Genomic DNA, 14,361 nt, shown 5'->3' with positions numbered 1-14,361 from the left:
GTCCCCGCCCGCTCAGCGCAGGGAATCGAGCGTCCCGTCCGGGGCCAGGTGCTCGATCAGCAGCAGCGTGCGGTCGCCGCCGGCGGCGAGGCGCGCCAGCAGGGTGCGCAGCATGCGGAACTCGTACGCGGTGAGATCGAAGAAAGTGTCGTTGGCCGGGCTCTGGATGCGCGTCAGCTCGGCGAGGCGCCGCACGGCCTCGTCGGTCACCCCCAGCACCACGCGGCGGCGATCCTTCGGGTTGACCGCCTTGGTGGCGAGGCCGGCCGCCACCAGCCGGTTCACCTCGTTGGTGACGAAGGTGCCGGACAGCCGGAGATAGCCCGCGAGCGCGTTGATGCCGAGGTCCGGCTGGCGCGTGCCGAGCCGGGCGATGGCATTGAGGATGAGGTATTGCGTGCCCGACACGCCGATCAGCGCGCCAAACCGGTTGCGCACCTCGAGCGCGGTGGAGACCAGGGACATCATGTCGGTGATCAGCGCGCGCAGCTCGCTGTCGGAGCCGTTCGGGAGCAGGGAGGGCCGGGACGCGGTCAGGGGGAGGTTCCGCCGGGGCCCGCCCGGGTGTGTCGAAGGCATCGAAGGTCGCGCTCCCTGACGGCGCGGTGCCCGATGGCCCCGCCCCCTTGTTCCGCTCCCGGGATGAAGCGCCGCCCCCCAGCCGCCTTCCCGCCGGGTTTCTAGCCACGGTTGTGCCGCGCGTCCATCCGGATGGCACGGCTGTGACGCCCCTGTGATCCACGCGTCCGGCATTCAGGCGGGAGGGCGCCGGCACCACGCGCCGCGCAACGTCCTCCGCGCGCGCCGCCGGCCATCGGCCGGACGGTCCCTCGATCCATCCCGGCCCGGTTCGCCGGGACTGCCAGTGACGCGCCCCCGTGCCGCCGGCCTGCCCTGTCTCGGCTAGCGCGGCCGCGGGTCGCCCTGCAGGCGGGCGGAGAGATCCCGCACCTCGCGGTCGTCCGGCCGCATGCGGGAGAGGCGATCCGCCGCGCCGCGCGCCGCCGGCAGGTCGCGGCGGCCCATGGCGTCGTTGAGCGCGAGGCCGAGCAGGCCCACGTCGTACGGATGGCGGGCGAGGGCCTCCGCCACCACCGCCCGGCTCTGCGCCTCGTCCCCGGCCGAGCGCAGCGCCACCGCCTCCACATAGGCAAAGCGCGGATTGCCCGGCGCGAGGCGCGCGGCCGCCGCCAGCTCCGGCATGGCCTCCGCCATGCGCTTCTGCCGCACCAGCGCGAGGCCGAGGGCATGGTGGATGGGCGCGGGATCGCCCGAGCGGGCCAGCGCCGCGCGCAGCACCGCCTCGGCATCGGCCTCCCGGCCCTGCAGGCGGTACAGATCGGCCAGGTTGACCGCCAGCGCGGACGCGCCGGGCTCCATGGCAAGCCCCGCCTTCAGCTCGCGCTCGGCGGACGCGACATCGCCCTGCGCCAGCCGGAAGGTGGCAAGGTTCGCCCGCCCCTCGGGACGATCGGCATTGAGCAGGAGCTCCGCCTCGTAGGCCGCGAGCGCGGTCGACAGGCGCTTCGCGTCCGGCTCCGGCAGGCGTCCGGCCGGCACGTCCGCCACCGCGCGGGCGGCGGCGAGGCGCACCGCGCGCACCGGATCGTCCAGCAGCCGGCCGGCGAGGCGCCAGCGCGCGGCCGGCGGCTCGCCCTGCACGGCGCGAAGGGCGGCCACGCGCACCAGCGGGTCCGGATCGGCCAGCCCTTTCTCCAGCGCCTCGGCGGTGGCACGGGAGGGGAAGCGCGCCAGCTCGTCGAGCGCCGTGGCCCGCGCCACCGCCGGCACGGCGCCGTCCCGGGCGATGGCGATCAGCTGCTCCCGCGCCGCGGGATCGCCCGCGCGCGCCGCGTGGAATGCCTCCGCATAGGTCTGGAACCCCTTGCGGGCCGGGCCGTGCCAGCGCGCGACGGCCTCGGCCGCCCATTCGGCCGTGCGGTCCACGTGGCAGGCGTTGCAGGTGTTGGGCGTGCCGAGCCGGGCGGAGAGATCCGGGCGCGGAATGCGGAAGGAATGGTCGTGCCGCCGGTCCACGCGCATGTAGGTGCGCTCGGGCATGTGGCAGGAGATGCAGTCCGGCGTCCCCGGACCGTCGGGATGGCCGGTGTGGGCGCGCGCGGCGAACGTGTCCGGCGCGTGGCACTGGGCGCAGACCTGCGCGCCTTCCGCCTTCAGCCGGCCGGAGTGGGGATCGTGGCAGTCGGTGCAGACGACGCCGCGGGCGTACATCTTGGACTGCTTGAACAGGTGGTCGTTGAACACCTCGTCGCGCATCTGGCCATCCGCCTCGAACAGCCCCTCGGACAGGAAGGTTGGCGCGTGGGTGTCCATGAGCGGGCGCCCCGGCCGCCAGTCCTCCGAGACGATGCCGCGGCGGGAATGGCAGCGCGCGCACATCTCCACCTCGTCGCCGGCCGGGCGCGCGGCGGAGGTGCGCGGACTGCCGGTGTCGGGCGCGGGGGTGAAATCCACCGGCTGGCGCCGGGCGAAGGCCGAGACGAAGCCCTTCAGCGGCACGTCCGGGCGCGGCGTGCCGCTGGCCCAGGCCAGGTGGCCGGCGCCGGGACCGTGGCAGCTCTCGCAGCCGATGCTCACCTCGGAGAAGCGGGTGGCGTAGGTGTCGGCGGCCGGATCATAGCCCTTGGTGAGCGCGGTGGAGTGGCACTCCGCGCACATGTGGTTCCAGGTCTGCAGCGGGCCGGTCCAGTGCAGCGGGTCGCCGGCGCGGATCTCCTGCTCGTAGACATGGATCCAGCGCTGCCCGCCGTCCGCCTTCGGACGGCTGTCCCAGGCCCAGGGCAGCACCTGCATCCGGCCGTCGGGAAAGGCGACGAGATATTGCTGGAGCGGCGTCAGCCCGAAGGTGTGCGTGACCTCGAAGGTGGCGGGCCGCCCGTCCCTGCCCTCCGCCTCCACGCGGAAGCGCTCGCCCTCCTTCAGGAATCGCGCCGAGCTGGCGCCGTGGGTTGCCGTCACGCCCGAGAAATCGCCCAGCACGGTTCGCGCGTCCGCCGGCGCCATCGCCCTGGCGTGGTGGGAAGCGGCCCAGGCTTGCGCTTCCGCAGCGTGGCAGGATGCGCAGGCGCGCGAGCCCACATAGCCTTCAGGTGCGGTGGCGGCACGCTCGCCCACCGCAGTCCGGGGCACGGGGGCGCCCTCACCCGCCGCCGCCGGCATCGTCAGAAGCAGGCAGAGAGCCACCGCCAGCGCTCCCCACACACGCTGCGTCACCGCCCCGGCCCGCACGCCTTTCGCGATCATCGGGCCGCCCCTCTGGGGGGCGCGCCGATGGTGGAGCTGGACATGGCTGGCATCCTGGAGGCTCCCGCTGACGGACCGAACCGGCTGCCGGCATCCTAATGCGCGATCCCGCCTGATTGAATCCATCCCGTGGGCATCCGCCCGCTGATTGTGACGGGATGCTTCGCGTCACGGAGCGACCACCCGATGGCAAGCTGCTCAGTCGCCGGGGGCATCCTGCTCGGACATCAGCCCCCGGGCGAGGAACCCGCCGCAGAAGCCCACGAGGCAGAACAGGAAACCGATGGCCGCAGCCGTGAGGCGGCCCGCCAGGACGAAGCCGCAGACCGCCCCCGAGAGCGACGCCAGGATCGCCACCAGAACGGGCGCGCGGGGCGGCGTCTCCATGTCCCCCTGCGGGGCTTCGGGACCCTCCTCCCGCGGATGCCAGCGTCCGCCCCCGGGCAGATGCCGGCCCATCAGGTACACCACCGAGGGCTCCCGATCGGGGACGCCAGGCGCGAGCGGGAGCAGGCGCTCCCGGCGCGGCCTCGCTCCACCGGCGGCATGTTTCGTGTGCGGCGACATGGCGATCCTCAAGCCCGGGCGAGCTGGCGGCGACGGTACACGCCAATCTAGCCCGCGCGCTGCGCTGCCACATGCCCCGACCGGGTGAGGCTCCGGCCAAGCTGTCAAAGTCGCGCCACCACGCCAACGCCGCCGATCAGCTGGGCGAGCAGGGACTGGGAGCGCATCCCGGTCTTGTCGTAGATGGCCTTCATCTGCTTGCGCACCGTTTCCCGCGACACGCCATGCTCGCGCGCGATCTGCTCCGGTGTCTTCATGCTGGCGATGGCCCCCGCCACCCGCGCCTCCGCCGGGGTCAGGTCGAACAGCACGCTCAGCAGCGTCGCGCGGGGCGCGGCGGCGACGCCGACGGCCGTGGCGATCACGATGCAGGAGCCCCCGACGAAGATGTCGTGCGCGGACCGTCGCACGGGCAGGAGATGCACCACATGCCCGCGCGCGCCGCCCTCCGCGCCCTTGATGGGAATGGACGCCACCTCGGCCAGCCCCTGCTTCAGCGACAGCCGCTCCAGCGCGGCGGCGAAGAGCCCGTCGGCCGCCTTGCTGGCGAGCATCAGCCGGTCGCGCCGGTCCTGGAAGATGTGCGGGATGAGCGCTTCCAGCTCCGCATTGGCGGCCAGCAGCCGGCCGCTGGGGCGGACCACCGCGGCGGCGGTGCCGACCGCGGACAGGGCCGCCGCCGTGGCCTGCGCGTGGGTCAGCTCCAGGCGCATGGACAGATAGGCGGCGCGCGCCAGATGCGGCCGCAGGCTGTCGAGCACGGCGATCTCGCGCGCGGGAAACGGGCCCTTCGCGTAGGCCCGCTCCATGGTGAAGAAGATGCTGTCGCCATCCGGCAGGTCGATGGCGGTCCCCGCTCCCCAGCCGGCGCCCATCTTGCGGAAGAACTCGGTATAGACCGGCTCGCGGTCGAGCTCCTCGAGCGTGAACAGGTCGAGGTCGTGGACCCAGCCGGTGTGATCGTGGCCCAGCAGGCGCGTGGCCCGGGCGTTCCGCTCCAGCCATCCTCCGGCGCGAAAGCCCTCCCACAGCTCGGCCGCCCCGGGCGAAGCCACCCAGCGGGTGCGGGCCTCCCGCAGCAGGAACAGCAATCCGCCGAACGACCCGACCCGCTCCGCCACCTGCTGGAGCGTATTCTCCCACACGGCGGGGTTGGCGGCGGATTCGTAGATCAGGTCCACCAGGTTTTCGAACGTGTTCGGACTGCTGGTGCTCGGCATCTGGGACGCGCTTGGCCTTGCTCGGCGGCTTTCCGGCGCGAGCGGGAGCAGCGCGCCGGAAGTGGGATCCTCGGGTTCATCGGCCCCTCCGGAACTGGCCGCATGCGGAATGCCGCTGCCGTTACCGGAAGGCTGGCCCTCACTTTAAGCCGTTCTAAACTGGAGCGCACGGGTGAATTGCATCCGGCGCCGGATGCACGGTCGTCGAAGCGGGGCGCCCGGCGACGCTCCCGGCGGTCCGCGGGCTCGCGATCCGCGCGCGGAATGGCCGCGCGGCTCCGGCCCGGGCCGGCGGGCGCACATCCCCGGCTGCGGCGTCCTGCCACCGGCCACACGTCGAGATTGCAGCACGGGCGGGCACCGGGTATTCCGTTCGGCAGGGGCATGCCGCATGGCGCCTCGATCCCCGATCGCATCGGAGGAAGGGGTGCTCGACTTTTCATCGCTCCTTCTCGCGATCTTCTTCTCCACGGCCGGCATCAGCGTCGTCCTGTTCGCCGCCTGGGCGACATCCCGGCAGGACGGGTTCCTGCTGACATGCGGGCTCGGGGCGCTGCTGGTGGCGATCAGCACGGTGCTCTCCGCCCTCTATGCGCACACCCCGCAGGTCTGGCTCGTCACCAGCGCCTATGTGTTCCTGCTCGGCGGCCTGTCCACCCTCCACGGCACAGCGTGGCAGTTCCGGCACGACGCGCCGCCCGCGCGCGTGGTCATCGCCGCCGCCGCCATCACCATCGGCCTGACCGCCCCGCCGCATGCGCTCGGCTACAATGGCGTGGGCTTCGTGGTCGGCTTCCTGTGCGCCGCGGCCCTGCTGTTTCTCGCCGCGTTCAACTTCTGGACCGCGCGCCGGGAGGCCCCGGGAACGCTCATCAGCCTCTCCGCCTTCTATTTCGTGATGGCCCTCTCGTTCCTGCCGCGGGCCGCGCTGGTGGCGCTGGACGGCAAGGCGGTGATGCCCGGCCCGCCGCAGAACTGGGCCCAGACCGCCGGCCTCGTTCTGATCGTGGCGTCCATTCCCGCCCTCGGCGCGCTGACGCTGGCGCTGAACCAGCAGCGTCTCGTCCGCGCCCACCGGCAGCAGGCGTTCACCGATCCGCTGACCGGGCTGCCCAACCGCCGCGCGCTGCTTGCCAGCATGGCGGAGCTGAGCGGGGAGGCCGGCGTCGCCGTGTTCGACATCGACCGCTTCAAGAGCATCAACGACACCCATGGCCACGCCTGCGGCGACCAGGTCATCGCCCTGTTCGCCGAGACGCTCTCGCGCCACCTCTGCCCCGGCCAGATCGCGGCGCGCATCGGCGGCGAGGAGTTCGTCCTCGTCTGTCCCGGCGGGAACCTGCCCGATCTGCGGCGCCTGTCGGATCGGCTGCGCCACGACTTCTCGGAGCGCGCCCGCGGCCAGCTCTCCCTCGTCATCACCGCCAGCGGAGGCCTCGCCCACGGCGACGTGGCCGGCGAACGCTTCACGCAAACCCTCGCCGCCGCCGACAAGGCGCTCTATCGCGCCAAGCAGCTCGGACGCGACCGGCTGGAATGTGCCGAGGACGAGCGACCGGACACCGCCAGGGCATGAGGGAGACGCGTCGTCCGGGGGCCGCAGCCCTCCGGCCCGGCCCGGCCTGCGCCGTGCTGCGGCAGCTTAGGGGCGCGCGCCGGCCTTCGGCGTCCGGCCGCGCAGGCGCACGCGCACGTCCGGCCGGGTCGCGATCACCCAGAACGCCAGCGCGACAAGGCTCATGACGCCACCGGCCGCGCAGACCCCGATCCATCCGCCCACGGCGAATATGACGGTGGAGAGGAGGGAGCCGACCGCGCATCCCACCGAATACAGCAGCATGTAGGCCGCCGTGAGCCGCCCGCGTGCCCCCGCCCCGGACTGGTGAAGGAGCGCCTGGTTGGAGACGTGGACGCTCTGCAGCGCGAAGTCGATGACCAGCACGCCGAGCAGGAACCCGGACAGCGAGCGGTCCAGCATCGCGATCGGCGTCCATGAGACCAGCATGAGGCCGAGGCCGATGCCGGTGACCCGGTTGGCGTGCCCCCGATCAGCCAGACGCCCGGCGAAGGTCGCGCCGAGCGCGCCCATGGCTCCCGCGAGCCCAACGAGGCCCACCTGCGTGTGGGAGAGCGACCACGGCGGCGCGCTCAGCGGCAGCACCATGGGCGCCCACAGCATGGTTATGGTGGCGAAGATCAGGCACCCGATGGTGGCGCGGATGCGCAGCTCCCGGCTGCGCACGAACAGCCCGAGGGTGGAGGTGACGAGCGCCCCGTAGCCGAGCGGCGCCGGTGGCCGCCTGTCCTGCGGGACGATCCGCGCGAGGACCAGCAGCAACCCCAGCGTGAGCGCGCCTGCGACGAGGAAGACGGAGCGCCACCCCGCATGGTCCGAGAGCGCGCCCGAAACCGTGCGCGCCAGGAGAATGCCGAGAATGATGCCGGTGGTGACGATGCCCACGGCGCGCCCGCGCGTGCGTTCCGAGGCGATGTCGGCCGCGTAGGCCACGAAGGTCTGGGCGATCACCGACAGCAGCCCGACCACGCCGAAGCCCGCCAGCAGGGTGGCGGCGTTCGGCGCGATCGCGGGTATGAACAGGGCCAGCCCCAGCAGCGCCGTCTGCCACAGCAGAAGCCGCCGCCGGTTCAGGATGTCGCCGAGCGGCACGATGAAGAGGAGGCCGAGGAAATAGCCGATCTGCGTCGCGCTGATGATGACGCCCGCGACGGCGCGGCTGATCTTGACCTCCTGGGCGATCGTGTCGATCAGCGGCTGCGCATAATAGACGTTGGCGACCGCAAGCCCGCTCGCCAGCGCGAACATCAATCTGCCGGCAGATGAAAGACCGTCCGGCTCGGTGAACGGGTGGCGCATCGCTCACGCTCCGACGAAGGCGCGGATGTGGCGGGCGATCAGGGCGCCGTCTTCCTCCAGGGCGAAATGGCCGGTGTCGAGCAGGTGCAACCGGGCGTCCGGCAGGTCCCGCAGGTAGGGATGCGCCCCGCTCGCTGGAAAGATGACGTCGTTCTCGCCCCAGACAATCAGCACCGGCGGACGATGCGTTCGGAAATACTGCTGCCAGATAGGGTAGAGCGGCGGATTGCTGCCGTAGTCGTACAGAAGATCGAGCATGATCTCGCGCGCGCCGGGCTTGTCCAGAAGCGCTTGCTGTAGCACCCAGCTGTCCGGGCTGATGGCCTCAATGTCGCGCACGCCGTGGGTGTAGTTCCAGGCCAGGGCGTCGTCGGAGATGGCCGCCTCGCGGATGCGCCGGGCGTTTTCCGCGCTGCGATCCGCCCACAACGCCTTTGCCGGGGCCCAGAAGCTGTCGGGAAGCCCCTCCTCGTAGGCGTTGGCATTCTGCACGATGAGGCCGAGCACCCGCTCGGGGTGCCGCGTGGCGAGGCGGAAGCCGACCGGGCCGCCGAAATCCTGCATGTACAGCCAGTAGCTGCCGATCCGCAGACGCTCGGTGAACGCCTCGATCACCTGCGCGAGGCGATCGAACGTGTAGCCGAACGCCGCGCGGTCGGGCGCGGCGCTGTAGCCGAACCCGGGATAGTCCGGCGCGATGAGGTGGAAGTCGCCCGCAAGCCGACCGATGAGATCGCGGAACATGAAGGAAGAGGCCGGGAACCCGTGCAGCAGCAGCAGGGTCGGCCGGTCGGGATCGCCGGCCTCGCGATAGAACAGGCGAAGGCCATCGAGATCGATGTGTCGGTGCAGCGTCATGGGGGGCTCCAGGCGGCTGGCCATGTGGTTTTGTATTGAAACCACGCCTCCCTACCGCTTGAAGTTTCACATTGCAACCGATATCTCCGTGAGGAACCAACGGGGCGAGCAGGAGCATTCCATGGCCGCGCGCAAGAGCCACAAATCCGCGTCGTGCCCCGTCGCGCGACCGCTCGACGCCATCGGCGACTGGTGGGCGCTTCTGATTGTCAGGGATGCGTTCGACGGGCTCAGCCGGTTCGGCGAGTTTCACAAGAATCTCGGACTTGCGAAGAACATCCTCTCAGATCGACTGCGCAACCTTGTCTCGCACAATATTCTCAAGATGGTGCCGGACGAGGACAGCCCCTATCACCGGTATGTCCTGACGGAAAAAGGCCGCGCCCTGTTTCCTCTCCTGGTCGCGCTGCGGCAATGGGGGGAGGATTATTGCTTCACCGCCGGGGAGGAACACGTGCGCCTCGTCGACAGGCGCGACGGACTGCCCGTGACACCTGTGGAGGTCCGCGCCCAGGACGGCCGCGTCCTGATGCCGGACGAGACGGTCGTCGTCAGGCAAGCCTCAGCGACACCGACGACCTGATCGGCTCCGCACCCGGGCGATCATCGCGGCATGCCGGCGCATGTGCATGGAGGCCGTCGATCATGGCGAGGGATGAGCGCGCGGCACCGTTCCGCGACCGGGGGCGGACGGCATCATCGGGGCCACGCACCCGCCGAAACCCCGGGCACATGCGGGCGCTTCGCACTCGGTCGCTTGGCGCCGCTCCGGTCATCCCTGACGTCGGTGATCGTAGGCCTGGAGGCTGGCATAGGCGACTGACAGCAGCGGCATGGATATGCCCGCTCTGCGGCCCCGTCGCAGCATGTCGCCGACGATGTGCTCGTGCTCGGTGCGGGCGCCCCGCAGCATGTCGCGCATCATGGATGATGTGCCAGACGACTTCCGGTCGCCGAGAGTCGCGCGGGATTCCTCCACGAACGCAGAGCGCAACGGGTGGCCGGCTGCGATGGCGACGCGCGCGCACTCCTCGAACATCGCCAGGGCGAGATCCCGCCCGTCCGTGGTGGCGCAGATCACGCCGATCGGCGCGCGCATCAGGCATGTGATGCCGGCGTAAGTGGCGAGAAAGGCGAACTTCTCCCACATGTCCTGCATGATCGAGGAGCTGAGCCGAGGCGCAAAGCCGCCCCGGCCCAGAATGTCGTGCAAGGCCTCGACCCGGGCCTGCTGGATCTCGTCGCGCGCGCCAAGGGCAAAGAATTCGAGCGAGTTCAGATGCTCGATGTGGCCGGCCTCATTCAGCACCACGCCGATGTGCGCAAGGCCGCCGAGCACCCTCGACCGGCCGAAGCGGCCATCGAGTGCGTCGAGATGGCATAGTCCATTCAGCAAGGGCAGGACCAGGCTGTCCGGACCGACCGCCGGAGCAATGGCGTCCATTGCGCTCTCAAGGTCATAGGCCTTGCAGGCGAGGATCACCACGTCGAACGGGCGATCCGCCGCGCGCAGCGTCGGGGCGTTGAGCTGGGTATCCCCCTTGGGGCTGCGGATGACGAGCCCGTCGCGCGCGATCTGCTCGGCTCGCTTTTCGCGCACGAGGAAGGCGACATCGCCACCCGCGGCCAGAACCCGACCGCCATAATAACCGCCAACGCCGCCGGCGCCGAGTATCAGTATTCGCATGTATCCCTGCCGTTCCGCATCATCCGCGACCGCGATCGCCGACGCGCTCGCTTGCGCGAAGGCCATGAACCGCGCTGTCAGGCGTTATCGAGCGCGTCGGGTGACACCGTGTGGTTCGCCATCAGCTCCAGCGCCTTCACGAGCGCCGAATGATCCCAGGCCGAGCCGCCGTGCGCTGCGCAGGCGCTGAACAGCTGCTGCGCGATCGCGGTGGCCGGCAGCGACATCTGCAGCTGGCGCGCCCCGGCAAGGGCGAGATTCAGATCCTTCTGGTGGAGCTCGACCCGGAAGCCGGGGGCGAAGGTCCGCTTCACCATGCGCTCGCCATGCACCTCGAGGATGCGCGAGCCGGCGAACCCGCCCATCAGCGCCTCGCGGACCTTGGCCGGATCGGCTCCCGCCCTGGACGCGAACAGCAGCGCCTCGCCCACCGCCTGGATGGTCAGCGCCACGATGATCTGGTTGGCGATCTTGGTGGTCTGGCCGTCGCCGTTGCCGCCGACCAGCGTGATGGTCTTGCCCATGCGCTCGAACAGCGGCCGCACCGTCGCGAATGCGCGCTCCGGCCCGCCGACCATGATGGTGAGGGAGGCCGCCTTGGCGCCGACTTCACCGCCGGACACCGGGGCATCGAGATAGTCGCAGCCGAGCGCATTGATCCGCGCTGCGAAGTCCTTGGTTTCGAACGGCGCGATCGAGCTCATGTCGACGACGATCTTGCCTGCCGAGAGACCCTCGGCGACGCCGCCCTCACCAAACAGCACCTTGGCGACATCCGGCGTGTCCGGAACCATGATGAAGATCACGTCGGCCCGACGCGCGACCTCCTCCGGGCTGGCGCAGGCGATCGCGCCCGCATCCGCCAGCGTCTGGGGCACGCCGCTGCGGGAGTAGGCGTGGAGCGTATGTCCGCCCGTCACGAGGTGGCCGGCCATGGGAGCGCCCATGATCCCGAGCCCGATAAATCCGACGTTCATGTTCGTTCTCGCCTGTTCTTTCGAATGTGACCTTCGACCGGCACGGGCAGCCATCGTTGCTGCGGGTGGCCGGCAGCGTGTCAATGGCTGCCCATCAGCGCCGGCAGACCGAGGCTCAGCGCCGGCACGAGCGTGATCAGCGCCAGCACAACGATCTGGACCGCCAGCATGGGCCATAGCTCGCGGTTCAGCTCCGACATGGAGACCTTCGCCACCAGGGCGGTGACGAACAGCAGCCCGCCCACCGGGGGCGTGATCATGCCGATGGTGAGGTTGACGATGACGATGATGGCGAAGTGCGTCGGGTCGATGCCGAGCGAGGCCGCCATGGGGGCGAGGATGGGCGCCAGAACCATCACCGCCGGCAGCGGCTCGATGAAGATGCCGAACAGCAGCAGGAAGATGTTGATGACCAGGAGGAAGCCCAGCGGCGGCAGCCCGAGCCCGCCGATCCACTGGGACAGCGCCTGTGGCACCTGGACCACCGTCAGCACCCAGGCGAAGGCCGAGGACATGGCGACGATGAGCAGCACGGCCGCGGAGAGAAAGGCGGCCCGGGCCAGGATCGCCGGCAGCATGGCGAGGGTGAGGGTGCGGTAGACGAGAAAGCCGCAGGCGAGCGCGTAGAACACCGCCGCCACGGATGCTTCAGTGGGGGTGAAGACCCCGCCATGGACGCCGCCCACGATCAGCGCGGGCAACAGCAGCGCCGGCAGCGCCCGCCACCCCTGCTGGAGGATGGTCCGGAGCGTGGGCGCGCAGCCTTCCGCCCGGAAATGGCGGCGCCGGCTTGCCCAGAAATTGTAGAGCACCAGCGAACCGGAGATCAGCAGGCCCGGGATGATCCCCGCCAGGAACAGGTTGAGCACGGAGACGCTCTCGTCCTGCAGGGCATAGATGATCATGATGATGGAGGGCGGGATGATCGGCCCGACCACGGAAGCGGTGGCGGTGAGCGCCGCCGCGTAGGCTGCCGGGTAGCCCTGCTGGCGCATCATGCGGATGAGGATGGCGCCGGGGCCGGCCGCGTCCGCCAGCGCCGAGCCGCTGATGCCGGAGAAGAAGGTGATGGTGAGGATGTTGGTGTAGCCGAGCCCGCCGCGCTTGTGCCCCACCAGCATGGCGGCGAAGCGCAGCAGCACTTCCGCCAGCGCGCCGCTGGTCATCAGCTCGGCGGCCAGAAGGAAGAAGGGGATGGCCATGAGCGGAAAGCTGTCCGCCCCCGCCAGCAGCTTCTGCGCCACCGCCACCAGCGGCATCCCCTGGGCCAGCACGGCCAGCAGCGTGGACATGCCGAGCGCGAACGCGATGGGCATGCCGAGGATGATGAGGGCGGTGAGCCCGCCGAAGAGCACGCCGGCAATCATAGGGAGGCCGCCTGTTCGGGATCGAGGTCGGCGGAGGTCTCCAGCCGGCCGCATGCGATGAAGCCGCCCGCCACCGCGCAGAGGTGCCAGAAGGCGAGCGCGAAGCCTACCGGCACGGCGGCCGCCACGAAGCTGAAGGAGATTTCCGTGATGGCCGTGGACTGCACCCAGGTGCGTTCCGTGTAGACCACGCCGAGCCGGACGAACGTGGCGATGAAGGCCCCCAGCAGCACGACGATGATCGCCCGCACGATCCGTGCCCCCGCTGGCGGCAGCTTCTGCTGAAGCGTGTCCACCGCCATGTGGCCGCCGAGCCGCAGCACCGGCCCGATGCCGAGGAACGTCATCCACAGCATCAGATAACGGCTCACCTCCTCGGCCCAGACGAGGCCGTCATGGGCGAGATAGCGCAGCAGCACGTTGGCGAAGATCAGCACCGCCATCACCGCGAGCGCGATGATCATGAGCGCGCGGTTGACCGCGAGCACCGCCCCGTCGATACGGCGCAGAAGTGGCCGGCTGGGTGCGGCCGCCGGCAAGGCCGGGCTCCCCGTGGCCCCGTCGCTCATTTCACGTCCTGAATCTGCTGGATGGCGCTGGCGCCGAACTGCTTGCCGAATTCCGCGAAGGCCGGCGCCAGCGCCTTCTGGAACGCGGCCGTGTCCACCGGGTCGATCACCGTCATGCCGCGCTGCTTGAGGGTGGCGATGCCGGAGGTCTCGTCCTCGTCCACCCGCGCCCGATTGGCTTTCACGGCCTCCCTGGCGGCGGCGGCGAACATCTCCTGATCCGCCTTGGGCAAGGCGTCGAAGGTCGCCTTGTTCATGATGATGACCGCGGCGGAATAGGCGTGGCGGCTGATCGAGAGATACTTCTGAACCTGGTCGAACTTGTTGGAGATGATGATGGAGAGGGGGTTCTCCTGACCATCCACGGTGCCCTGCTGGAGCGCGGTGAACACCTCCGTGATGGGCATCGGGGTGGGCGCCGCGCCGAGCGCGCGGAAGGCGGCGATGTGGATGGGATTTTCCTGCGTGCGCAGCTTCATCCCCTTGAGGTCGGCGGGCTCCTTGACCGGCTTGTTCGCGGTGATGTTGCGAAAGCCGTTCTCGCCCCAGACCAGCGCCACCATGCCCTTCTTCGGAAAGTTCTGGAGCAGCTTGTCGCCGATGGGCCCGTCCAGCACCGCGCGGGCGTGGGCGTAGTCGCGGAACAGGAACGGGATGTCGAGGATCTTGGTCTCCGGCACGAAGCTGGGCAGCGCCGCGGTGGTGGCGAATGCCAGCTCATGGGTGCCGAGCTGCACCGCCTCGATCTGCTCGCGCTCATTGCCCAGCGCGCCCGAATAGAAGGTGAGGATCTTGTATTTGCCCCCACTCTTCGTCTCCACCGCCTTGGCGAAGGCGTCGATGCCCACGCCGAGCTGCGAGGTTTGCGGCAGGGCGATGGAAATGCGCATCTCGGTCTGCGCGGCGGCGGGCGTGGCAAGGCCCAGGATGGCAGCAAGGACGAGGACGGGGCGGTGCATGTCGGGTCTCCTGCGGTT

Annotated in this window: 13 protein-coding genes; 2 read left to right on the top strand and 11 right to left on the bottom strand. The window is 70.4% G+C overall.

What is annotated here, in order from left to right; translation table 11 throughout:
- Nucleotides 1–12: 12 nt before the first annotated feature.
- The 4 genes from V5F49_RS12445 to V5F49_RS12430 form a co-directional block, all read right to left on the bottom strand.
- A complete protein-coding gene (locus V5F49_RS12445) occupies nucleotides 13–468 on the bottom strand; it encodes a MarR family winged helix-turn-helix transcriptional regulator (RefSeq protein WP_394115497.1) in 456 nt (151 codons plus the stop codon).
- Between the two features lie 435 nt (nucleotides 469–903).
- Nucleotides 904–3,264, bottom strand: a complete 2,361-nt coding sequence (locus V5F49_RS12440) for a cytochrome c3 family protein (protein ID WP_394115498.1) — start codon at nucleotides 3,262–3,264, stop codon at nucleotides 904–906.
- Between the two features lie 198 nt (nucleotides 3,265–3,462).
- A complete protein-coding gene (locus V5F49_RS12435) occupies nucleotides 3,463–3,651 on the bottom strand; it encodes a hypothetical protein (RefSeq protein ID WP_509210675.1) in 189 nt (62 codons plus the stop codon).
- Between the two features lie 284 nt (nucleotides 3,652–3,935).
- Complete coding sequence (locus tag V5F49_RS12430; RefSeq protein WP_394115500.1) at nucleotides 3,936–5,051, bottom strand: helix-turn-helix transcriptional regulator; 1,116 nt, start codon at nucleotides 5,049–5,051, stop codon at nucleotides 3,936–3,938.
- Between the two features lie 427 nt (nucleotides 5,052–5,478).
- Here V5F49_RS12430 and V5F49_RS12425 point away from each other — a divergent pair, with 427 nt between their 5' ends.
- On the top strand, nucleotides 5,479–6,627 hold the full coding sequence (locus V5F49_RS12425) for a GGDEF domain-containing protein (RefSeq protein WP_394115501.1): 1,149 nt from the start codon (nucleotides 5,479–5,481) through the stop codon (nucleotides 6,625–6,627).
- A 66-nt stretch (nucleotides 6,628–6,693) separates the two neighbouring features.
- On the opposite strand, the gene V5F49_RS12420 is transcribed toward V5F49_RS12425, so the two are convergent.
- Entirely contained in the window at nucleotides 6,694–7,926 is a 1,233-nt protein-coding gene (locus V5F49_RS12420; protein ID WP_394115502.1) for an MFS transporter, read from the bottom strand.
- 3 nt (nucleotides 7,927–7,929) lie between these two features.
- Nucleotides 7,930–8,784 carry an alpha/beta fold hydrolase gene (locus tag V5F49_RS12415; protein WP_394115503.1) on the bottom strand — a complete coding sequence of 285 codons (855 nt, stop codon included), beginning with the start codon at nucleotides 8,782–8,784 and terminating at the stop codon, nucleotides 7,930–7,932.
- 121 nt (nucleotides 8,785–8,905) lie between these two features.
- On the opposite strand from V5F49_RS12415, the gene V5F49_RS12410 reads away from it, so the two are divergent.
- Nucleotides 8,906–9,367: a winged helix-turn-helix transcriptional regulator gene (locus V5F49_RS12410; RefSeq protein WP_394115504.1), complete on the top strand. Its 462-nt coding sequence runs from the start codon at nucleotides 8,906–8,908 to the stop codon at nucleotides 9,365–9,367.
- Nucleotides 9,368–9,556: 189 nt separating this feature from the next.
- Here the strand turns inward: V5F49_RS12410 and panE are convergent, their stop codons facing one another.
- The 5 genes from panE to V5F49_RS12385 form a co-directional block, all read right to left on the bottom strand.
- Nucleotides 9,557–10,537: a 2-dehydropantoate 2-reductase gene (panE, locus tag V5F49_RS12405; protein ID WP_394115505.1), complete on the bottom strand. Its 981-nt coding sequence runs from the start codon at nucleotides 10,535–10,537 to the stop codon at nucleotides 9,557–9,559.
- Between the two features lie 11 nt (nucleotides 10,538–10,548).
- Nucleotides 10,549–11,448, bottom strand: a complete 900-nt coding sequence (locus V5F49_RS12400) for a 2-hydroxy-3-oxopropionate reductase (RefSeq protein ID WP_509210786.1) — start codon at nucleotides 11,446–11,448, stop codon at nucleotides 10,549–10,551.
- 80 nt (nucleotides 11,449–11,528) lie between these two features.
- The gene (locus V5F49_RS12395; RefSeq protein ID WP_394115507.1) at nucleotides 11,529–12,815 is read right to left on the bottom strand and encodes a TRAP transporter large permease; all 1,287 of its coding nucleotides are present in this window, start codon (nucleotides 12,813–12,815) and stop codon (nucleotides 11,529–11,531) included.
- Nucleotides 12,812–13,384 carry a TRAP transporter small permease gene (locus V5F49_RS12390; RefSeq protein WP_394115508.1) on the bottom strand — a complete coding sequence of 191 codons (573 nt, stop codon included), beginning with the start codon at nucleotides 13,382–13,384 and terminating at the stop codon, nucleotides 12,812–12,814. The genes V5F49_RS12395 and V5F49_RS12390 overlap by 4 nt, the downstream gene beginning before the upstream one ends.
- Nucleotides 13,381–14,343 (bottom strand): TRAP transporter substrate-binding protein, encoded by a 963-nt coding sequence (locus tag V5F49_RS12385; RefSeq protein ID WP_394115509.1) that lies wholly within the window; start codon nucleotides 14,341–14,343, stop codon nucleotides 13,381–13,383. Before V5F49_RS12385 ends, V5F49_RS12390 begins: the two co-directional genes overlap by 4 nt.
- Between the last annotated feature and the right edge of the window lie 18 nt (nucleotides 14,344–14,361).

Origin of the sequence: Xanthobacter lutulentifluminis, from assembly GCF_043194675.2 — a bacterium.
In the GTDB taxonomy this organism is placed as follows: domain Bacteria; phylum Pseudomonadota; class Alphaproteobacteria; order Rhizobiales; family Xanthobacteraceae; genus Xanthobacter.
Note: the sequence above shows the minus strand (reverse complement) of the source record. Positions and strands in the feature narration are given on the sequence as shown.

What these genes read in the sequence shown, in the direction of transcription:
- panE (WP_394115505.1), bottom strand. Translation starts at nt 10,537, where the DNA reads ATGGCCTTCGCGCAAGCGAGCGCGTCGGCGATCGCGGTCGCGGATGAT.
- V5F49_RS12420 (WP_394115502.1), bottom strand. Translation starts at nt 7,926, where the DNA reads ATGCGCCACCCGTTCACCGAGCCGGACGGTCTTTCATCTGCCGGCAGA.
- V5F49_RS12395 (WP_394115507.1), bottom strand. Translation starts at nt 12,815, where the DNA reads ATGATTGCCGGCGTGCTCTTCGGCGGGCTCACCGCCCTCATCATCCTC.
- V5F49_RS12430 (WP_394115500.1), bottom strand. Translation starts at nt 5,051, where the DNA reads ATGCCGAGCACCAGCAGTCCGAACACGTTCGAAAACCTGGTGGACCTG.
- V5F49_RS12385 (WP_394115509.1), bottom strand. Translation starts at nt 14,343, where the DNA reads ATGCACCGCCCCGTCCTCGTCCTTGCTGCCATCCTGGGCCTTGCCACG.
- V5F49_RS12390 (WP_394115508.1), bottom strand. Translation starts at nt 13,384, where the DNA reads ATGAGCGACGGGGCCACGGGGAGCCCGGCCTTGCCGGCGGCCGCACCC.
- V5F49_RS12400 (WP_509210786.1), bottom strand. Translation starts at nt 11,448, where the DNA reads ATGAACGTCGGATTTATCGGGCTCGGGATCATGGGCGCTCCCATGGCC.
- V5F49_RS12435 (WP_509210675.1), bottom strand. Translation starts at nt 3,651, where the DNA reads ATGGAGACGCCGCCCCGCGCGCCCGTTCTGGTGGCGATCCTGGCGTCG.
- V5F49_RS12445 (WP_394115497.1), bottom strand. Translation starts at nt 468, where the DNA reads ATGATGTCCCTGGTCTCCACCGCGCTCGAGGTGCGCAACCGGTTTGGC.
- V5F49_RS12440 (WP_394115498.1), bottom strand. Translation starts at nt 3,264, where the DNA reads ATGATCGCGAAAGGCGTGCGGGCCGGGGCGGTGACGCAGCGTGTGTGG.
- V5F49_RS12410 (WP_394115504.1), top strand. Translation starts at nt 8,906, where the DNA reads ATGGCCGCGCGCAAGAGCCACAAATCCGCGTCGTGCCCCGTCGCGCGA.
- V5F49_RS12415 (WP_394115503.1), bottom strand. Translation starts at nt 8,784, where the DNA reads ATGACGCTGCACCGACACATCGATCTCGATGGCCTTCGCCTGTTCTAT.